The organism is Sphingomonas sp. Leaf357 (genome assembly GCF_001423845.1).
Lineage (GTDB): Bacteria > Pseudomonadota > Alphaproteobacteria > Sphingomonadales > Sphingomonadaceae > Sphingomonas.
In genome coordinates this window covers 1633466-1652963 of sequence record NZ_LMPM01000001.1, presented here as the reverse complement: position 1 = coordinate 1652963, position 19498 = coordinate 1633466, and the positions used below count along the sequence as shown (strand labels likewise).

The 19498-nt window shown below is 66.8% G+C and carries 16 protein-coding genes; 9 read left to right on the top strand and 7 right to left on the bottom strand.

Going from position 1 to position 19498, the window contains the following annotated elements:
• Positions 1 to 80: 80 nt before the first annotated feature.
• The 3 genes from ASG11_RS07630 to ASG11_RS07620 all read right to left on the bottom strand — a co-directional run bounded on the left by ASG11_RS07630 (position 81) and on the right by ASG11_RS07620 (position 4177).
• Positions 81 to 1736, bottom strand: a complete 1656-nt coding sequence (locus ASG11_RS07630; protein ID WP_055777282.1) for an FAD-binding oxidoreductase — start codon at positions 1734 to 1736, stop codon at positions 81 to 83.
• Positions 1737 to 1753: 17 nt separating this feature from the next.
• On the bottom strand, positions 1754 to 2914 hold the full coding sequence (locus ASG11_RS07625; RefSeq protein ID WP_055777277.1) for a CaiB/BaiF CoA transferase family protein: 1161 nt from the start codon (positions 2912 to 2914) through the stop codon (positions 1754 to 1756).
• Positions 2915 to 3025: 111 nt separating this feature from the next.
• Positions 3026 to 4177 carry an acyl-CoA dehydrogenase family protein gene (locus ASG11_RS07620; RefSeq protein ID WP_055777273.1) on the bottom strand — a complete coding sequence of 384 codons (1152 nt, stop codon included), beginning with the start codon at positions 4175 to 4177 and terminating at the stop codon, positions 3026 to 3028.
• Between the two features lie 86 nt (positions 4178 to 4263).
• Here ASG11_RS07620 and ASG11_RS07615 point away from each other — a divergent pair, with 86 nt between their 5' ends.
• Positions 4264 to 4446 (top strand): hypothetical protein, encoded by a 183-nt coding sequence (locus ASG11_RS07615; protein WP_055777270.1) that lies wholly within the window; start codon positions 4264 to 4266, stop codon positions 4444 to 4446.
• The gene (locus tag ASG11_RS07610) at positions 4443 to 5762 is read left to right on the top strand and encodes an amidase (RefSeq protein WP_055777267.1); all 1320 of its coding nucleotides are present in this window, start codon (positions 4443 to 4445) and stop codon (positions 5760 to 5762) included. The genes ASG11_RS07615 and ASG11_RS07610 overlap by 4 nt, the downstream gene beginning before the upstream one ends.
• On the opposite strand, the gene ASG11_RS07605 is transcribed toward ASG11_RS07610, so the two are convergent.
• Genes ASG11_RS07605 through ASG11_RS07595 form a run of 3 tightly spaced genes read right to left on the bottom strand, consistent with a single transcriptional unit; the run spans position 5752 to position 8836 of the window.
• Complete coding sequence (locus tag ASG11_RS07605) at positions 5752 to 6561, bottom strand: alpha/beta fold hydrolase (RefSeq protein WP_055777264.1); 810 nt, start codon at positions 6559 to 6561, stop codon at positions 5752 to 5754. The genes ASG11_RS07610 and ASG11_RS07605 overlap by 11 nt on opposite strands.
• A complete protein-coding gene (locus ASG11_RS07600) occupies positions 6558 to 7922 on the bottom strand; it encodes an MmgE/PrpD family protein (RefSeq protein ID WP_055777261.1) in 1365 nt (454 codons plus the stop codon). The genes ASG11_RS07605 and ASG11_RS07600 overlap by 4 nt, the downstream gene beginning before the upstream one ends.
• Positions 7919 to 8836, bottom strand: coding sequence for a hypothetical protein (locus ASG11_RS07595; protein WP_055777258.1), 918 nt, complete (start codon positions 8834 to 8836; stop codon positions 7919 to 7921). Before ASG11_RS07595 ends, ASG11_RS07600 begins: the two co-directional genes overlap by 4 nt.
• Before the next feature lie 266 nt (positions 8837 to 9102).
• Between ASG11_RS07595 and ASG11_RS07590 the strand changes: the two genes are divergently transcribed.
• The 3 genes from ASG11_RS07590 to ASG11_RS07580 all read left to right on the top strand — a co-directional run bounded on the left by ASG11_RS07590 (position 9103) and on the right by ASG11_RS07580 (position 14169).
• Positions 9103 to 10779 carry an alpha/beta fold hydrolase gene (locus ASG11_RS07590; protein WP_055777255.1) on the top strand — a complete coding sequence of 559 codons (1677 nt, stop codon included), beginning with the start codon at positions 9103 to 9105 and terminating at the stop codon, positions 10777 to 10779.
• 170 nt (positions 10780 to 10949) lie between these two features.
• Positions 10950 to 13547: a TonB-dependent receptor gene (locus ASG11_RS07585; RefSeq protein WP_082472650.1), complete on the top strand. Its 2598-nt coding sequence runs from the start codon at positions 10950 to 10952 to the stop codon at positions 13545 to 13547.
• 115 nt (positions 13548 to 13662) lie between these two features.
• Positions 13663 to 14169 carry a hypothetical protein gene (locus ASG11_RS07580; RefSeq protein WP_055777251.1) on the top strand — a complete coding sequence of 169 codons (507 nt, stop codon included), beginning with the start codon at positions 13663 to 13665 and terminating at the stop codon, positions 14167 to 14169.
• Positions 14170 to 14299: 130 nt separating this feature from the next.
• Here ASG11_RS07580 and ASG11_RS07575 read toward each other — a convergent pair whose 3' ends face one another.
• On the bottom strand, positions 14300 to 15685 hold the full coding sequence (locus tag ASG11_RS07575; RefSeq protein ID WP_055777248.1) for an MFS transporter: 1386 nt from the start codon (positions 15683 to 15685) through the stop codon (positions 14300 to 14302).
• A gap of 260 nt (positions 15686 to 15945) precedes the next feature.
• Here ASG11_RS07575 and ASG11_RS07570 point away from each other — a divergent pair, with 260 nt between their 5' ends.
• From ASG11_RS07570 to ASG11_RS07555, 4 genes are read left to right on the top strand one after another with little or no spacing between them, the layout of a single operon-like run.
• Positions 15946 to 17547 carry a tannase/feruloyl esterase family alpha/beta hydrolase gene (locus tag ASG11_RS07570; RefSeq protein ID WP_055777243.1) on the top strand — a complete coding sequence of 534 codons (1602 nt, stop codon included), beginning with the start codon at positions 15946 to 15948 and terminating at the stop codon, positions 17545 to 17547.
• 50 nt (positions 17548 to 17597) lie between these two features.
• A complete protein-coding gene (locus ASG11_RS07565; protein WP_055777239.1) occupies positions 17598 to 17942 on the top strand; it encodes a hypothetical protein in 345 nt (114 codons plus the stop codon).
• Positions 17942 to 18358, top strand: coding sequence for a GlcG/HbpS family heme-binding protein (locus ASG11_RS07560; protein WP_055777236.1), 417 nt, complete (start codon positions 17942 to 17944; stop codon positions 18356 to 18358). The genes ASG11_RS07565 and ASG11_RS07560 overlap by 1 nt, the downstream gene beginning before the upstream one ends.
• A gap of 12 nt (positions 18359 to 18370) precedes the next feature.
• Complete coding sequence (locus ASG11_RS07555; RefSeq protein ID WP_156363684.1) at positions 18371 to 19498, top strand: class I SAM-dependent methyltransferase; 1128 nt, start codon at positions 18371 to 18373, stop codon at positions 19496 to 19498.

Genomic DNA, 19498 nt, shown 5'->3' with positions numbered 1-19498 from the left:
CGTGACATGCCTTCGAGGCAAGGATGACAGGTTGGCGATGCGTTTCGCGCAAGATTGCATCGGTGACCGCTATCCGGGTGTCACAGGCCGAGCGATCCCGGATTGACCAGCCGGTCCGGATCCACCGCGCGCTTGAAGGTCTGGATCAGCGCCTGCGCCGCGGCACTCCGCGTTTCCAGCCAGGGATAGGACTTGCCGATCTGGACATGGGCGCTTTCGTACCGCGCATAGATCGCCACCAGTTCCTTGCGGATCGCGGCGACGAGGTCGGTCGCGGCCGGCGTTTGCTGTTCGTCGAGCGCGACGAGATCGCTGCGTTCGGCGATGCGATCATGCTGGTAATGCTGGTGATCGTCCCAATAGAATAAGGGTTCGGCGCAGACCGCCTGCATCCCGACCCCGAAATAGATCACCCCGACTTCGATGCCGTTCCGCTCCATCGCCTCGCGGTGGCGATCGAACAGCGCCCGGATCTCCCGGCTGACGGCGGGAAGGCGGGAGTGCGGCAACAGACCGTGGGTCGGCAAGTTGCGCATCGGCCGGCGCCGGTCGGGCGTGTTGAAGTCGATGAACGGCGTGCCGCGCATCGCCATCGGCGCGGATGCGGTCATCTCGCGCCCCCCGGCCTCGCTCGCGATCTGCTTCAGCACGGCGATGCGTGCATCCGCACCGGCGCGCGTCGGATCGTCGGCCGTCAGGTTCAGCATATAGATGTCGCCGTCGAACGAACTCTTGCCCGCCGCCGCCAGCCGCGCGGCGTTGAACAGCCCGCGCACCTTCGACGCGCCGCCACCGCGCGCGACGCCGGCGAGCAGCTTCAGGTCTTCGGCGAGACCGGTCGTCGCGCTCGCCATGATCTTCACGAAATACGGATCCCAGCAATAGCATTCGCCGGCGATGCCGGTGCGAGCGATCGCGGACACGGCGGCGATCGCGGTCGCTTCGTCGTTGAAGGCGAAGCTGGCAAAGCCCTGCGCGGCGGGAAAGGGAATGAGCTTCAGCACAGCCTTGGTCTTGAAGCCGAACGCGCCGGTATCGCCGAGGAACAGACCGGTCAGATCGGGTCCGTAGCTGCGATAGAAGGGAGAGGCCCCTGCCCCGCCGCCCCACGATCCGGTCCGCAACAGCGTGCCGTCGGCCAGCGCGACCTCGATCGCCAGCACGGATTCGGCGACCGGCCCATATTGCGACGAGCCGAGGAAGAACGAGCCCTGGCTGAGCGCCCCGCCGACCGTCGCATGATAGCCCGACATCGGCCCGAAATACGGCGTGCGCAGCCCCTTCGCCTTCAGTGCCTCGTACAGGCGCTGCCAGGTACAGCCGGTTTCGACCACGACGTACATGTCGTCGCGGTTGATCTCGACGATCCGGTCGAGCCCGCGAAGATCGACGATGACGCTTTCGGCCCGATCCGGAACATAGCCCCCGGTGTAGGAAAAGCCGCCGCCGCGCGGGATGACGGGCACGCCGCGCGACGTGCAGAGCTTCACCGCCGCCGCCACCTGATCGGCATCGCCGGGCCGGATCACCGCCGCCGCGGTCGGGCCACGGCGGCTGAGATCGGTCGAGAAGAAGGTCCGTTTTTCAAGATCGGTTTCGACCCGCTCGACGCCGAGCAGCGCGAGCAGATCGGCGGCGATCGCACCAGCGGCCGTGTCGGCGGCAAGTGGTGGCGGCGGTTGTGAGATCGAGGACATGAAATTGGTGTGGGTGGGGCCGGGCCGTTCAACCAGCACGGCGAAATTCGTCCCCGCTATTCGGGCACCTTTTCCGGCCCGGCGTCCGATCGATCGGCGAATTCCGCCCGGATCGCCGCGCTGTCGCCTCCCAGTGCCGGGATCGGCAGGGCAGCCGCGGCAATGCCCGCCCACCGCACCGGCGACGCCGGCAGCGCGACCGGGCCGGTCGGCGAGTCCGCCTCGACGCGGCGAAGTTGCGGATGGACCGAGAGATCGGCGACGTCGTTCAGCGAGGCGTAGGCCGTGCCGGCGGCGGCCATGCGCGCGATCACGGTGGCGGCGTCAAGCGCGCCGAACACCGCATCGATCGTCGCGTCGAGCGCGGGACGATGTTCGCAGCGCAGCGAATTGGTCGCGAAGCGATCGTCGGTCGCGATCCCGATATCGCCCAGCACGTCCGCGCAGAAGCCGCGCCATTCGCGGTCGTTCTGGATCGCCAGGACCACCTGCCGCCCGTCGCCACAGGCATAGGCGCCATAAGGCGCGATCGTCGCATGATGCAGCCCGGCGCGCCGCGGCGCGCGGCCGGCATAATCGTGATGCAGCAACGGCACCGTCATCCAGTCGGCGATCGAATCGAACAGGGATACGGCGATGCCGGCACCTTCGCCGGTCCTCTCGCGCGCCAGCAACGCCTGCAGGACCGCGGCATGCGCGTTCATTCCGCACGCGATGTCGGCGACCGACACGCCGACGCGACCCGCTTCGGTGACGCCCCCGGTGATCGACGCGAGGCCGGTCTCGCACTGGATCAGGAAATCATAGGCCTTCATGGCAGCGGCGGGGCCGTCCTCGCCGTAGCCGGAGATATCGACGGTGACGAGGCGCGGATGGCGCGCGCGGAGCGCGGCCGATCCGATCCCGGCCCGCGCCGTCGCGCCCGGCGCGAGGTTCTGCACGAACACGTCGGCGCTCTCGATCAGGCGATCGAGCAAGGCCGAGTCTCCCGCCTGCTTGATGTCGAGCGTCAGGCTTTGCTTGCCGCGATTGAGCCAGGCGAAATAGGCGCTCTCGCCGTGGACGACATGGTCGTAACCGCGCGCGAAATCGCCTTCGGCGCGTTCGATCTTGATCACGCGGGCACCCGCTTCGGCGAGGCGCATCGTGCAGAGCGGTGCCGCGACCGCCTGTTCGAGCGCGATCACGAGGACGTTGGCGAGGGGACCGTTGGTCACGATGTGACCCTCACCCTTCCCACGACGCTGCGTGTCGCGGGCCCCTCCCTCTCCCGTTGGGAGAGGGAGGGAGGAGCGCAGCGACGGAAGGGTGAGGGTGAGCGTAGGGCATCAGAAACTTTTCGGCAGCTTGAGCGCGTGGGTCGCGACGTGGCTGAGGATCAGGTTCGTGCTGATCGGGGCGACCTGATACAATCGCGTCTCACGGAACTTGCGCTCGATGTCGTATTCCTCCGCAAAGCCGAACCCGCCATGCGTCTGAACGCACATATCGGCGGCGTACCAGCTCGCCTCGGACGCCAGCATCTTGGCCATGTTCGCCTCGGTGCCGCACGGTTTGCCCGCGTCGAACATCGCCGCCGCCTTGTCGACCATCAGCGCAGCCGCCGAGAGTTGCACGTGCGCGCGCGCGATCGGGAATTGCACGCCCTGGTTTTCCCCGATCGCGCGGCCGAACACGCTGCGCTCGCCGGCATAGGCGCTGGCGCGATCGATGAAGAATCGCCCGTCGCCGATGCATTCGCTGGCGATCAGGATGCGCTCGGCATTCATGCCGTCGAGAATGTAGCGGAACCCCTTGCCTTCCACGCCGAGCAGATTGCCGGCGGGCACGCGCAGATTGTCGAAGAACAATTCGGTCGTCGCATGGTTGAGCATCGTGCGGATCGGGCGGATGGTCAGCCCGTTGCCGATCGCGTCGCGCATGTCGACCAGCAGGACGCTCATTCCGTCGGAGGGCTTGGCGCACTCCTCGCGCGGCGTGGTGCGAACGAGCAATACCATCAGATCGCTATGCTCGGCGCGGCTGATCCAGATCTTCTGGCCCGACACGACATAATCGTCGCCATCCCGCCGGGCGAAGGTGCGGATCCGCGTGGTATCGGTACCGCTGGTCGGTTCGGTCACGCCGAACGCCTGAAGCCGCAGCTCGCCGCTCGCGATCCTGGGCAGGTACGTCCGCTTCTGCGCGTCGGAGCCGTGTTTCAGCAGCGTACCCATCACATACATCTGCGCGTGGCATGCGCCGCCGTTGCAGCCCGAGCGATGGATTTCCTCGAGGATCGCGGTCGCCGCCCCCAGGCCGAGGCCGGAGCCGCCAAATTCCTCCGGGATCAGCACCGACAGGAAGCCGGCGTCGGTCAGCGTGCGGACGAATTCGGTGGGGTAGGCGCGTTCGCGATCCTTGGCCTGCCAGTAGCTGCCGGGGAAATCCGCGCACAGACGGCGGACGGATTCGCGGATGTCATCATGGGTCTCGGTCATCGAAGGGCCTTACGCGCTCGGCGGGATCGCGACCATGTATCGCGCACGCATCGCGGAATGCGAGTTCTGCATAATGGGTTGATCGCATGGCGGGTGCCACCGACAGTCGGGCGATGACCGAAACCGCCCACAGCATCGCGGCGAAACGCCAGCGACTCGACCGGATGCTCGATCAGTTTCCCCAGGAAATGGCGAAGGCCGCGCACCTGGCGGCCGAACAGGCGGCGGCGATCGCGGTGCTCGCCGTGCCAACGGAGCCGGCGCCGTGACGCCGCATCACCGCCTGAGCCTTGCCGAGATCGCGAGCGGCTTCTGCAGCGGTGCGTTGACGCCGGAAGTCCTGGTCGAATCCTTGCTCGCCCGCGTCGATGAGATCGACGGCCGGCTCGCCAGCTTCGTATCGGTGGACACGGACGGTGCCCGGCGCGCGGCGCGCGAAGCCGGCGCGCGCTGGGCCGGCGGCGTGGCGTTCGGTCCGCTCGATGGCGTGCCGGTCGGGATCAAGGACGTGATCGACGTCGCGGGCATGCCGACGCGGTGCCATTCGCGCACGACGAGCGACGCACTGGCGACACGCGACGCCGGGATCGTGGCCCGCCTGCGCGCGCAGGGGGCGGTGATCGTCGGGAAGCTGGCGACGCACGAATTCGCGATCGGCGGCCCGACGTTCGACCTGCCGTTTCCGCCGGCACGCAATCCGTGGAACCTCGATCATCACCCCGGCGGCTCGTCGTCCGGCGCGGGCGCGGCGGTGACCGCCGGTCTGGTCCCGCTGGCGATCGGCACCGATACCGCCGGATCGGTGCGCAATCCGGCGAGCGCGTGCGGGATCGTCGGATTGAAGCCCGGACGCGGCGTGCTGCCGGTGGACGGCGTGGTGCCGCTGGCCTGGACGCTCGACCATGTCGGGCTGCTGACCCGGAGCGTGGAGGATATGGCGATCGCCGCGACGGCGCTCGGCGTCGATCTTGCCGCCGATGCCCCGGGCCGGGTCGGCTATGTCCGCCATTTCCACGATCGCGACATGACGGCGAGCGCGGAGGTCGCGGCGGCGCTGGATCGCGTGGCGGAGGCGCTGGGCGCGACCGAGGTGACGCTGCCGCCGCTCGGCGATTTCGCTCTGGTCAACCGGGTGATCCTGCAGAGCGAAGGGTTCGCGGCGCATGCCGAGCGCTTCCGCGAGCGGCCCGAACAGCTGTCGGCACTGACGCGCACGGCGCTGCTGGCGGGCGCGTTCACCTCGGCGGAGACGCTGATCGCGGCGTATCGCCAGCGCGATGTCCTGACGGCGGCGGTCGACAGGGCGTTCGACGCGGTCGATCTGCTGCTGACCGCGAGCAGCCTGGAGGTCGCCTGCCGGATCGACGATCCGGAGGAGATCGCGCGCACATACATGCTGCAGGCGCGCGGCCCGTTCAACGTGACGGGGCACCCGGCGCTGGCGATGATGGCCGGGCTGTCGACGGGCGGGCTGCCGCTGTCCGTGCAGTTCGTGAGCCGGATGGGCGAGGAAGGCCGGCTGCTGGCCGCCGCCGCGACATGGGAAGCGGCGCTGGGCGGGCCGGCCTTCCCGCCTATCGGCTGAAGAACGACAGGATCTTCCCGGTCGCGACCTCCGGCTGCTCGATCACGAGGTAATGACCGCTTTCGGGGATGACGTGCAGTTCCGCCTGGGGCAGCGCCTCGGCGATCCGGCGCATGCCGAAGCCGCTCGGTGCGGTGTCGAAGGCGGTCATGTTGTCCTCCGCCCCGGCCAGCAGCAGGACCGGCATGGTGATCCTCGGGAGCAACGGCGAAAGATCCGTCGCCTCGATCGTCTCGGTGCCCGCGATGAATGCCTCCGGCAGCGTCCTGCTGTTGGCCTCGCGGATCTGCTCCAGCACGGCCTCGGCATCGGGGCGATCGTAGAAGCCGCGCGCGAAGCCCGCGACCGAGGTGATGTCGGCGACCGCGACCATCCCGCTGTCGCGGGCGCAGCGCTTCCACGTCTTGCGCATCAGGCGGGCGGCATTGTCGTAGCGTGCGAGGAAGCAGCTGAGCACCAGCCGATCGACCACGTGCGGGTGCGACGCGGCGAGCGTCAGCGCGACCATCGCGCCGAACGACGTGCCGTGGATGCTGACCTTGTCATAGGGCAACAGTTCGATCAGCTCGAACACCAGATCGGCAATGCCCTGCATCCCGCCCGGACGGGGCGCCCCCCGGCTCTCGCCGTAACCCGGCAGGTCGAAATCGATCACCGCGAAATCGCGCGCGCACAGCGGCGTCATCTTCTCGAAATTGCGATGGCCGAAGGCGGAACCGTGGATCTGGAGCAAGGGCGGGCCATCCCCGGTGATCTTGTACCAAATCGTCTCGCCGCCCGGCAAAGTCACGATGGTCATGCGGCGATCCTCAGCAATCGGGTGAGCGAGCGGATGTCGGGCACCATGTCGAGCGCCCAGACCGTTTCGATGATCGTATCCGCGCGGCCCGCCGGCAGCGCGCCGGCATAGTCGCGGAACAGCTGCGCCAGCGTGTCGTCGGGCACGCGGTTGCCGGGCGTCCCCAGGAAATTGTCGATCGCATGCGCCTCGCGGCTGCCGTCGGTGAACGCGACGTCCAGCGAACAGCCCTCGAACGTCTTGCGTGCCTCGTCGGCGACCAGGTCGATCCGGTCGCGCAGGGCCAGCACCTCCGGGTCGGAATAGCAAGCGGGCGCGGTCTCAGCGGTGGTGAAACGGCCGCGCAACCATGCGGCGGCGGCGCAGTGGCGCAGGTCGAACGTCGCCTCGCTTTCGCTGGACGGCGCGCCGAAGCGTTCGCGGCGTTCGTCGGCGATCGACTGGACCAACGGATTGACGTGGAAAGTCATACGCTCGACCGTGCGGCCAACGGCGCGCGGCAGGATCGCGAGGACGCATTCGACCGGCCCGTGCGTGATCGTCTCGGTCGGCACGACCTTGTAGGTCTGGCCGAACAGCCGCCATTCCTGTCCGAGCGTGGCGAGCGTTGGGGCGATCTTGGCGCGATCCTCATCGCACAGCGCCTGGAACATGCCGCGATCGCCCTCGAACGCAGTGGCCGGTGCGGTCAGGCCGCGTTCAGCCAGTTCGAACGCCGAAAGGCCGCTGCGCGCCGTCGCACCGGTGATGTAGCTGAGCGTCATGCTGCCGACCGAGGCGTACAGCCCGAAGGCGGTGCACATCGCGATGCCGAGCGCATGCGTCGTGCGCGCCTCGTCCAGTTCGGCCAATACGCAGCACGCCGCCGCCGCGCCGACGCCGCCGGTGATCCCCGCCGGCACGCCGCCGCGATAATAGGCCGTCGGCATCAGGATCGTCGCCACCGCCAGCTCCGCCTCGACGCCCAGCGCCAGCGCGCGCAGCAACGCCGCGCCACCTGCGCCGCGCGCCTCCGCCAGCGCCAGAACCGCGGGCAGCACGGCGGACACGGCGTGCATGAAGCACGGGATATAGGTGTCGTGGAAGTCGAGCACCTCGTATAGCGCGCCATTGACCATCGCCGCACCCTGCGGGCTGGTCTCGGTGCCATGCCAATGGACGTGCGCGCCGCCACCGTTTCTCGGCCCGCCATCGTCGGTCGCCCAATCGTGCAGGATGCGGATCGCGGGATGATCCGCCGCGCCGACCGATGCCTTGAACTGGTTGAGCAACAGGCGCTTGGCTTCGTGCAGCACGTCGGCGGGCAGAGCGGGCGCGGTGCAGAGGAACCGGGCGAGGGTCTGCGATACGGTGGCGGTCATCGCGACACCGGCTCGAGCGTCACGCCATCGGCGACCGGGCCGAACATCCATTTCATGATCGCGGGCTGCGCCTGATTGTAACCGCCGATCGTGGTCAGCGCATCCCAGGCGGGATAGCCGCGCAGCCCGACGAACGTGGGCCTGCCGTCGTAATTGGACGTGTAATTGGCGGCGACGGGATAGGCGTGCACCGCGCGGATATGATCGGTCATGCCGTCCGTAGCGAGCGTGGCGGCGACGGCCGGATCGTCGATCGCGAGGTCGATCCACGCCTGATATTGCCGCTCGGGCGGATGGGTCTTGATCGGATAGCCGGCGGCGCGTTCGGCGGCGACATCGGGTGCCTCGAGTAGGCTGTAGCGCACGCGCCGCACTCCCGGCGTCGCGGCCCAGCGCCCAGCCAGCGCGACCACGAAGGCGCGAAAGTCGGGCTCGGCGCTGCGGCTGCGCAGGAACAGTCCGAACGCCGGAACCGGGGGCTGGCCCTGCGGCGGGACCATCGCGCTGTCGTCCACCAAAGTGCGCGCCATATCGTCGACCGCCTTGTAGGTCGTGCTCTGGTCGACGATCAGGTCGATATCGCCGAGCAGTTCGCCGCGCACATTGTCGGCCGGTTCGGCGGCGAAGATCGCCAGCGCGGCATCGTCGGCATAGCGCACGTCGGACAGCCACATGAGCTGTTCGTCCGCCGAGCAGGATTGGTCGATCCCGTCGAGCGGAGCGAATAGCGGCTGCACCGCATCGAACTGATAATGGCGATATTCCCAGATGCCGGGCCGCCGCGCGATCGCCGGGCTGTGCACGTCGCGCCAGTAGCGCCGCACCGCATCGAGCGGCAGGCCGGGCTTCTTCCAGCCGCAGGTGATGCGGCAGATGCCCGCCTTGTTCTCGATCTCGACTGCCGTTCCGGGCATATGGTCCCCCTGGTCTTGCCTGGACCAGGGCATGAAATCCCACGCCCGGGGACGCAACGCCGCGTTGGCGTCTATGACTAAAAGACGCGGCGGTGTGCGGATCGATCCTATCGCGCCGACGCGATATGGATGCCCGATATACGGGTAGCGCCGACGTTGCGAATTGCCGGTATGGCAACCCTCGCCAAGCATGCCGCCCACGATCCCGAGGAGTGCCGAATGTACGACAGTGCCTGTCCAGATCACCGGCAGTGAGCGGGAGCGAGATGCGGATCAGCCGGCGCTTCCTGCAGGTCGGCGAACGGCGCGTGCACTATTTCCGTGCCGGCGATGGCCCGCCGGCGGTGCTGATCCATTCCTCTCCGGCGAATGCGCGGCTGCTGTTCAAGGAGATCGAGCGGCTATCGCCAGACTTGACGATCTTCGCGTTCGACACGCCGGGGTTCGGCCTGTCCGATCCGCTGCCGCTGGCAACGATGACGGTCGCCGATCTCGCCGATGCCATGGCCGATACGCTCGCCGCCATCGCCATGCCGTGCTGCCCGGTGTTCGGCACGCATACCGGCGCGGCGATCGCGCTGGAACTCGGGGTGCGGCATCCCGATCGCGTGACCGGGCTGGTGCTGGACGGCGTGCCCGCCTTCACCGACGCGGAATGCGCGGTGTTTTTCCGCGATTATTTTCGCGCCCTGCCGGTGAGCGATCTCGGCGGACATTATGCCGAGACCTGGACGCGGTTCCGCGATCAATCGATCTGGTTTCCGTGGAGCGAGCGCATCCCCGAGCATCTCAACCCCTACGATCTCAGCCCCCCGCACAGCACGCACCTGTGGGTCGCGATGTATTTCGAGGCGGCCGAACATTATGCCCCGGCCTACAAGGCCGCCAGCTTCTACGGCGCCCGCGCGATCGCGGCGACCCGCGAGCTGAGCGTGCCGGCGATCTTCACCGCGACCGACACGGACATGCTGTATCCGCATCTCGAACGCCTGCCCCCGCTCAAGGACGGGCAGGAGATCGTCGAGATCGGCAATTCGTTCGAACGCAAGCGCACCCTGATCGCCGAAGCGTTCGCCCGATATGGCGCACGCGGCCCGGCACCGGCAGACCCGGACACGATCGCCAGCGAGACGGGCATCGCGCGGCAGTTCGTCGATGGCGCGCACGGGCAGGTGCATGTCCGCCATGCCGGCGATCGCGCGCACCCGCCGCTGTTGCTGGTCCACGACGCGCCCGGATCGTCCGAGCAGGCCGAGCCGCTGATCGCCCGGCTGGCGACGCGCTTCTTCGTGGTCGCGCCCGACCTGCCCGGCAGCGGAGATTCCGACGCCCTGCCGGACACTCCGGCGATCGACGATTTCGCGGACGTGCTGGCAGGAGTGCTGAACCTACTAGGGGTGGCAAGTGCCACGCTGTACGGCATCGGCTTCGGATCATCGGTCGCCCTGGCCATGGCCGGGCGCCATCCGGGAAAGGTCGCGATGCTCGCGCTACAGGGCGTGCTGCTCCCCGACGAGGCCGAGCGTCGGGCGATGCGCGCCGGTTACGCCCCACCGATCGAGATCGTGGCGGACGGGTCGCATTGGTATCGCACCTGGCTGATGTTGCGCGATACGCAGATCTATTGGCCGTGGTACGATCGCCGGCTGGCGGCGTTGCGCAGGGTGGCTGCGGACTTTTCGGCGCGTCCGTTGCATCGCTGGACGATGGACGTCATGCGCGGCCGCGAGCGCTATGGCGACGCGATCCACGCCGCGCTCGATCACGATGCCGCCGCCGCCCTGTCGACGATCGACCGCCCGCTGATCCGCGTGATCGATCCGTCGACGCCCTTGTCGGCCCATGACGACCGCCTGGCAGCATTATGTCGCGACAAGCCGGTTTTGCAGGCGTCCTCCGCAGATTTCGCAGCCGAGCTCGCAACGATCGTCGCGATGGTATGATCTTCGGTCATCGAACCGAGACAAACCGGGTCTGTTCTTACACAAAAGTGACGAGCAGATTGCGATTGCGGTCTTAGCTCTGCCCATTCCGGGCGCAGGTCGCGTTATCGGCGGACCGGCATACCGGCCCCGGGAGCGTGCTCTGGCATGGCCATTTAAGGGGAATTTCCATGCGCTCTGTTGTCGACACGCTTTCTCCGTTCCGAACCGCATTGTTGAGCAGTGGCGCGATACTGGCGCTGGTCGTGCCGGCCCTCGCCGCCGCCCAGACCGCACCGGCCCCCGCGCCGGCCCCCGCCCCGACCGAGACGAGCACGAAGGACGATGGCGACATCGTCGTCACCGCGCGCAATCGCGAGGAAAAGCTACAGGACGTGCCGCTGTCGATCACCGCGCTCACCACCAAGGCGCTGGTCGACGGCAACGTCCGCAACCTGCGCGACATCGCCTATCTCACCCCCGGCCTGCAGGTCACCAGCGGCGGTTCAGAATTCGGCGCCAACCCGATCATCCGCGGCCAGACCAACCTGAACGGCGGCTCGGGCGATCCCAACGTCGCGGTGTTCTTCGACGGGATCTACATTTCGAACAACACCGCGATCAACCTGAGCCTGATCGATCTCGAGCGGGTCGAAGTGGTCAAGGGCCCGGTCAGCGCGCTGTACGGCCGCAACGCCTTTGCCGGCGCGATCAACTATGTGTCGAAGAAGCCGTCGCTGACCGAGCCGCACGCGAACATCACCGCCTTCGGCGGGAATGATGGCCAGTACAGCGTCAGCGGCGCGATCAGCTATCCGCTGATCAAGGACGTGCTCGCGCTGCGCGTGGCCGGCGGGTACGAACATTTCGACGGCAGCTACAAGGATTCGGTGACCGGCGCGCGCGCCGGCGGGTTCAAGAAGCGCGACGGCCAGGCCTCGCTCTACTTCACCCCGACCCCGGCTTTCTCGGTCGCCGCCAGCTATTATTACGGCAACGACACGTTCGGTGAATCGGCGATCGCCTACAACGTCAACAATTGCGGCACGCGCGCCGTGCCGGCCTCGGGCTTCGATCCTGGCGGCACCGGCTATTCGACGTTCTGCGGCAAGTTCAACCCCGACATCCACGCCGTGGAAGTGCCGCCGCAGCCGAAGTTCGGCGGAGCCTCGGGCAACGATCGCCGCGTCAACCTCGCCAGCCTGAACGTCAGCTACGATTTCGGCCTGTTCAAGATCAGTTCGCTGACCGGCTATACCAAGATCGATCAGCAGCGCCTGACCGACTTTATCGGCCGCCGTAACGGCATCCCGTTCCTGCTGACCAACGGCACCTATGTGAACCTGCTCGAACAATTCGGTTCGAACACCAACAACAAGGATTTCAGCGAGGAGGTTCGGCTACAGTCCGATGCCAGCAAGCCGATCCGCCTCCAGCTCGGCGGCTTCTATTATAGCGGCAAGACCTTCTCCACGACGATCGTCGGCATCGACGGATCGCGCATCCCCGCCGGCCAGACGCTCGCCGCCGCCAACGGCTTCGGCCAGGCGATCGACTATCTGACCGCGGATGGCAATTTCAGCACGACGCGCATCAGCCAGTCGCTGTCGCACGACCGGCAATATTCCGGCTTCGTCGGCGCCGAATGGGATATCGTCGAGGGCCTGACGGCATCGGGCGAATATCGCTACACTCATCAGAAGAAGGATCAGCTGATCATCCGGTCGACCGGTTGCCCGTCCTATCTCGTGGCGAACACGGCGAGCTGCACCGGCCCGGCGCCGACGCCGTATCTCTACCCGAACGGCCCGGTCGCTCCGTCCGCGACGTTCAACTTCAGCAATTATCGCGGCTCGCTGAAATACGCGATCAGCCCGAGTTCGAACCTCTATGCCAGCGTCGCCAACGGCACCAAGGCCGGCGGCTTCAACCAGCGCGCGGTGGCCGCCGCCGATGGGTCGCAGCCCGATCTGACGTTCGATCCCGAGGTGAACACGACATACGAAATCGGCAGCAAGAACAGCTTCTTCGACAACAAGCTGCAGGTCAATCTGGCAGTCTATCACATCGATACCAAGGGCATCCAGATCTCGGGTCCGTCCTCAGTGCCGACCAATGCCGGCCTGGTGACCAAGAATTTCGGCAGCGTCCATACCACCGGCTTCGAGGCGGACGTGGCGTTGCATCCGATCCGCGAACTGACGCTGCGCGTCGGCGTCGGCTACGCCAATCCGAAGTTCGGCAAGGACGCGTTCGCGGTCGCGTCCAGCTCCGCGACCGCCACCAGCGTTGCCGTCTCCGGCTGCGGCACGATCAACCTGACGACCGGGGTCGTCACGCCGACCCTTCCGCAATGCGCCGGCCGGGTGGTGCTCCTGCCCGCCAATTCGCAATACAATGTCAGTGCCTTCAACAAGGGTGCGCTGTCGCTGAGCGGCCTCAGCGTGCCGCGCGAGAACAACCTGCAGGTGACGACCGGTGCCGATATCGCCATCCCGCTAGGCTCGGGCGACTGGAAGCTCGTCGGCAACTATACCGGCCGTTACGAATCGAAGAATTATTACGATAACACTAACATCAGCTGGTACGGGCCGCGCGTGATCGTAAACCTTCGCGCCGGGTTCGAGAACGATCGCTATTCGATCGTCGGGTACGTCAACAATCTCACCAACGATCACACGCCGGAAATCGTCTCGGTCAATGCGCGCCTGAGCGATTTCGGCGGCGATCTCAACGGCTACCTGCCGATCGGCCGCCAGTACGGCATCACGGTCGGTGCGAAGTTCTGATGTCTCCTCGGGGGCGGATCGTGATCCGCCCTTGTATCCAACTCTAGGGTCGCGCCGCTTGCCGGGGCGGCCCTTTTTATGTCCCCCCCAACGACCATGCCAGGAGCCTGATGCCATGACGACGATCGCCAAGACCGGCCTGACCCTCGCGGCGCTCGGCGCGGTGCTCGTCGCGCCGGCGGCGCTGGCGGCCAAAAGCCGCGCGCCGGCATGCCCGCCGACCACGGCCTTCACCACCGACCTCGATCATCTGGAAGGCTACCGCGTGTTCGTCGGGCCGGATGGGGATTCGGCGGTCGAGCCGTTTCGCATCGACGCGCGGATCGTGCCGCTGTTCAAGACCGGCAAGAAGCTGGGCATCATCGAACTGCCCAAAGAGGCCGATCGTAGCGCGGAGATCGTGGTCGGCGCGGCCGATGTCGATCTGCCGATGCACGCCGCGCCGTACAAGGAGATGTTCGTGCTGCTCGGCGGATCCTTCACCTTCCGCACCGCCAAGTTCAGCGCCGCGATGAAGCCGGGCTCCGTGCTGCTGTTCGACGATGTCGGCGCGAAGATCGGGCATGGCGGGACGATCGGCCCGTGCGGTTATATCTCGCTGTCGATCAAGCCGGCTTCTTAAGGCTTGTCCGGCGGACGGATCGGGTTCGATCATATCACCCTCACCCTTCGCCGCCTTCGGCGTCTTTTCCCTCTCCCGTCGGGAGAGGGAGGGAGTGCGAAGCGCGGCAGGGTGAGGGTGACGCCCTAGATCAGGCCACAGGCGCATCCCGCATCGCCGTCAGTTTGCGCTCGTCGAGATTGTACCCGATCAGCGCCGCTATCCCCGCCAGCGTGATCGCGGTCGGCACGTAGGCCATCGTCACGCGGATCGCCCATAACGCGCTCTCCGGCTGCACCACGGTAGCGCCGCGCGATTGGATGTAGCCGTACGCCCCGAGCAGCGCGCCGACCAGCGCGACGCCGACCGCGCCGGACAGTTTCTCGACCGTGGTGTAGAGCGCGGCGAACAGCCCTTCGCGGCGCAGGCCGGTTTTGCGGAAATCATATTCCATCGTGTCGGGCAGCATTGACTGGCCCATCAGGATGATGCCGCTGCCGCTGATGCCGATGATGATGCCGCGCAGATAGACCAAGGCCAGCGCCTCGCCGTGCACCGCCAACGACCAGCTTAGCCAGGCCGGTACGCTGATCGCGAGCGCGGCGAGGAACGTCGCCTTCTTGCCGACCCGCGCCGACACCCACAGCCAGAGCGAGGGCGCGACGAGGAACATCGCCGACTGGCACAGGAAATAGGTGCCGAGCACGCTGTTCGGCACGCCCAGGATACGTTCGAAGAAGAACGGGAAGATCGATTGCGTGCCGAGCGACATCAGGGTAATGAACTTGACCGCCACGAGGATGACGAACGGCCGGTTGCCCGCCGCCGATCTGATCTGCTGGCCGATCGTATAATGCGTCGCCACCCGCGCGGCGGAGGGCGCACGCGCGGTGCCGAGGAACGCGACGATGCCGGCACCGATCACGATCGGCGCGAACACCAGCGCCATCCTGGCATAGGCGCCCTGCCCGCCCCCGAACCAGTCGAGCAGTTTGGGCCCGAGCGCGGTCGCGATGATGATCGACAGGCCGACGGCATAGACGCGCCAGCGCATCAGTTCGCTGCGTTCGTGATAGGTGCGCGTCATCTCGCCCGGCATCGCCATATAGGGCACGTTGAAGACGGTGTAGGCGGTGGCGTAGAACACGAGGATCGCCGCCATGTAGACGAGCCGCGTCGTCTCGCTGGCAAAGCTGGGCGCGGCGAAGATCGCGACGATCGAGATCGCCAAAAGCACCGCGCCGAGCACGAGATAGGGGCGGCGGCGGCCCATCTTCGATTTCGTGCGATCGCTGACCACGCCCATCGCGACATCGGCGAACGCGTCGTAGAATTTGGACACCGCGATCAGCGTGGCGGCGACCCCGGCGGCCAGCCCGTAGAAATCGGTGAGGAAGCGCAGCAGCAATGCGTTGGTCGCCGTCAACACCGTCACCGGGCCGAGCGTACCGATCCCCCAAGCGATCATCGTCCGTCGATCGAGCGCCGCTACGGGGCCGGCAGCGGTGGCGGGAACGTCGATCGGGCGGGCGGCCATGCAGGTCTCCTTGAGCAGAGGCGCACGATACGCGAAGGCAGGGCTTTGCGAAGGGGGTGGGAAGAGACCTCCGAATGTCGGTTGCATCGGATCAGCGATGCCGCGTGGACGCGGTGGTGATGCAGGTTAGGCGTGCCATTATCGTCATGCCGGACTCGTTCCGGCATCCACTGCGCCGCAGGATCGAGAAGCTTTGGTTTGCGGCCTCGTGGACCCCGGAACACGTCCGGGGTGACGGGTTCTTAAATGTCGGAGGCGTGATGATTCGCTTGTTCACGATCGTTGGCGCGATGCTTTTGCTTATCACAGGTGGCCACGCTTCGGCTCAGGCCGCCGCAGCCCCGGTCGATGCCGCCAAGGCCTGCGCCGCCGTCCGCGCGACCGATTTCGGCACGCTGCAGGATGCGCCGACCAGCATCGTTTCCGCCGCGATCATCACCTACGGCCCCGACAAGCGGGAGGTCTGCCAGATCGACGGCGTCATCAACCCGACGATCGGCTTCAAGATCGTGATGCCGACCACCGGCTGGAACGGAAAATACATTCAGGGCGGCTGCGGCGGCGCGTGCGGAACGACCAAGTTGTTCTGGTGCGACGATCCGCTCCGGCGCGGCTATGCCTGTCTCGGCTCGGACATGGGGCATCAGGGCAATGTCGGCGACTGGCGCTGGGCGTGGAACAACATCCAGCTGCAGGGCGATTTCGGTTTCCGCAGCACGCATGTCGCCGCGCTCGCCGGCAAGGCCGTGGTCGCCGCCTTCTACGGCAAGCCGGCCAGGCTCAGCTATTATTGGGGCTGCTCGACCGGGGGACGGCAGGCCTATCACGAGGCGGAATTCTACCCGGAGGACTTTGCCGGGATCGTCGGCGGATCGCCGCCGCTCAACGAAACCGGTTCGGCGGTGCAGATCGCCTGGACGGTGAAGGCGAACCTGCGCGCGGACGGCAGCGAGATCCTCGGCGTGCCGGAGGCGCAGTTGTTGCACGCAGCGGTGGTCGCGCTTTGCGACAAGAATGACGGCATCAAGGATGGCGTGATCGGCGACGCGCGGCTGTGCCGGTTCCGGCCGGAGACGATCATGTGCAAGGCCGGGCAAGCCGCCGGCACCTGCCTCACACCCGAACAGGCCGAGGCGGCGCGGCGGATGTATGCCGGGCCGCATGACAGCAAGGGCAAGCCGATCGGCTTCTACGGCGGCGTCATGCCGGGATCCGAACTCAACTGGATCGGCGATTATATCGATGGTCCGTCGCGCAAGGCGCAGTACCGCGACTTCATCGCCAACGTGTTCCGCTATATCGGCTTCAATCCCGGTCCGGGGCCGAGCTGGACGCTGAAGGATCTCGATTTCGATCGCGATCCCCAACGCCTGCAGATCAACGAAGCATTGTACCGCGCCGACAATCCCGATTTCCGCCTGTTCAAGGCAGCCGGCGGCAAGTTCATCGGGTATCAGGGATGGAGCGACACCTCGATCGTCCCCATGGGGACGGTCGATTTCTACGAGACCGTTGCGCGGACGATGGGCGGCTATGACCGGACGAAGGAATTCTTCCGCTTCTATGCCGTGCCGGGGATGCGGCATTGCTCGTCCGACGGCGACGGCGCGGACAATATCGATTTCCTGACCGCGCTCGAGAATTGGGTCGAACAGGGCAACGCGCCCGACATGCTGGTCGGGTATAATTTCGACTGGCGCGGCGTGACCTATGTCGCGCCGATCTGGCCGCGGCCGGTCGACCAGATCCGCTTCACGCGACCGCACTTCCCCTATCCCGACCGGGCCGTCTGGTCGGGCAAGGGCGATGCCGACGATCCCAAGACGTGGCGCAGAGTGCGGCCCTCCCCGGATAACGGTTAGCCCGGGAGCGGCGGTTGTCGCCCACGCGGCTTGGCCTAGCGTCGGCTGCGATGAATCAGGAAACTCCTCGCACGCCCCGCCGGCGTTTCGCGCGCGGCCAGTCCCGGCCCGATTACCTTCAGCCGGGCGATGTCGATGCCGTGATGATCATGCTCGTCGCTTTGATGTCCGAGGTCTCGGCGCTGCGCGACCGGCTCGATACGCATGAGGCTGTCGCCGATCTCGGCGGCAGCGTGACCACGGCGGCGATCGAGGCGTACGAACTGACCCCCGAGCGCCACGCCGCGCGCGAGGAGAACCGGCAGGCGATGCTCAAGCGCGTGCTGCGCGTCATAACCGAGGAGCGCGATGCGGCGGCCTTCGATGGTGCCGCGCTGGCCGAGGTGGTCGGCTGATGGTCGCGCTCGCCACCGCCACGCAGATCGCGCAGACCGCATTCACCGAGGGCGAGAAGCACGGCGTCACCGTCATGTCGGTCGTCGTCACCGATGCCGGCGGGCATATCCGCCTGGCGATGCGCAGCGACAGCCAAGGCATCTTCGGCGTCGATACCGCCACCGGAAAGGCGCGCACCGCCTTGGGGTTCAACCGCACGTCGCTGCACCTGAGCAAGATCTTCACCGACCCCTGCGCGGTCGCCGCGATCACCGCCGCGACCGGCGGCGCGTTCGTGCCGCTCGGCGGCGGCGTCGTCGTCCAACAGGACGGCGTCACCGTGGGCGCCGCGGCGGTTTCGGGCGGGCTGCCCGATGTCGACGAAGCCATCATCGTCGCCGCGGTGGAAGCCGCGGGCCTCACCGTCCTGCGCTGAAGGAGACACACCGTGATCCAGGAACGCCACGCCCTCTTGCCATCCGAAACGCATGACGAGGCGGCGCGCTATGCCTTCGTCTCGTCGCTGCGCAAGATGTTCACCGTCGAACTCTTCCCCGGCATGCGCACCGTCTATCAGGAGCGTCAGCGCCCCGTATTCGAAACCAGGCATGGCCGCGCGCCGGGCACCGTGCGCGAGGCCAAAGCGCTCATGGAGGAGAGCTTCTACTATCGCGGCGCCAACGTCATCGGGCGCGCGGCGCAGGAACTGCTCTGGGATACGGTCGGCGAAAGTGTCGAACGGCAACTCGACACGATCGACGAAGCGGCCAAGCCCAGGCCGGGCGATCTCGGCACGCTGCGCACCAATCCCGACCTGCCGATCCCGCGTTATGTCGACGCGGTCGACATCCACGTCATGCCGGGCAATTTCCACACCGAACTGAGCGCGGACGATACGTTCGCCGGCGCGCTCTACGATCGCGGCGTGCATGTGTTCTCGTTCGGCGGACTGGGCCCACGCAACGACGGGCTGGGCGTGGCGCATGCCGCGTTCGTCAAGGAACGCTTTCCCGATCTGAAGCCGAAGCGCATCCTCGACATGGGCTGCGGCCCCGGCTTCACGACCCTTCCGTGGAAGGAAGCCTATCCCGATGCCGAGGTCTATGGCGTCGACGTCGGCGGCCCGCAGGTGCGCTACGCGCATGGCCGCGCGGAATCGATGGGCGTTCCGATCCATTTCAGCCAGCAGGACGCGACCGCGACCGACTTTCCGGACGGCTATTTCGACATCGTCGTGTCGATGCTCGTCACGCACGAATGCCCGCAACCGGTGATCCGCGGCCTGTTCAAGGAGGCAAACCGCCTGCTCGCGCCGGGCGGCGTGACGATCCATGACGGCGGTGCCTCCTACGCCTCCGATCCGTTCGAAAACCTGCTGACCAGCTGGTTCGGTAACAATGCCAACGAGCCGTTCTCGGCCGGGTTCAAGAGCCTCGATTACGACCAGGCGTTCCTCGACGCCGGGTTCACCAAGGACAATTTGGTCCGCGGCACGCGCGACCCGGTCTACCTCAAGGGGCAATTGCCGCCGATCAGCTTCATCGGCGCGATCAAAGACCAAGCAAGCAAGGGCTGA

Excerpts from the sequence above, each read along its gene's own strand:
- ASG11_RS07620 (WP_055777273.1), bottom strand. The coding sequence starts at position 4,177 with ATGACCGAGACCCATGATGACATCCGCGAATCCGTCCGCCGTCTGTGC.
- ASG11_RS07615 (WP_055777270.1), top strand. The coding sequence starts at position 4,264 with ATGGCGGGTGCCACCGACAGTCGGGCGATGACCGAAACCGCCCACAGC.
- ASG11_RS07605 (WP_055777264.1), bottom strand. The coding sequence starts at position 6,561 with ATGACCATCGTGACTTTGCCGGGCGGCGAGACGATTTGGTACAAGATC.
- ASG11_RS07600 (WP_055777261.1), bottom strand. The coding sequence starts at position 7,922 with ATGACCGCCACCGTATCGCAGACCCTCGCCCGGTTCCTCTGCACCGCG.
- ASG11_RS07595 (WP_055777258.1), bottom strand. The coding sequence starts at position 8,836 with ATGCCCGGAACGGCAGTCGAGATCGAGAACAAGGCGGGCATCTGCCGC.
- ASG11_RS07590 (WP_055777255.1), top strand. The coding sequence starts at position 9,103 with ATGCGGATCAGCCGGCGCTTCCTGCAGGTCGGCGAACGGCGCGTGCAC.
- ASG11_RS07585 (WP_082472650.1), top strand. The coding sequence starts at position 10,950 with ATGCGCTCTGTTGTCGACACGCTTTCTCCGTTCCGAACCGCATTGTTG.
- ASG11_RS07580 (WP_055777251.1), top strand. The coding sequence starts at position 13,663 with ATGACGACGATCGCCAAGACCGGCCTGACCCTCGCGGCGCTCGGCGCG.
- ASG11_RS07575 (WP_055777248.1), bottom strand. The coding sequence starts at position 15,685 with ATGGCCGCCCGCCCGATCGACGTTCCCGCCACCGCTGCCGGCCCCGTA.
- ASG11_RS07570 (WP_055777243.1), top strand. The coding sequence starts at position 15,946 with ATGATTCGCTTGTTCACGATCGTTGGCGCGATGCTTTTGCTTATCACA.
- ASG11_RS07565 (WP_055777239.1), top strand. The coding sequence starts at position 17,598 with ATGAATCAGGAAACTCCTCGCACGCCCCGCCGGCGTTTCGCGCGCGGC.
- ASG11_RS07560 (WP_055777236.1), top strand. The coding sequence starts at position 17,942 with ATGGTCGCGCTCGCCACCGCCACGCAGATCGCGCAGACCGCATTCACC.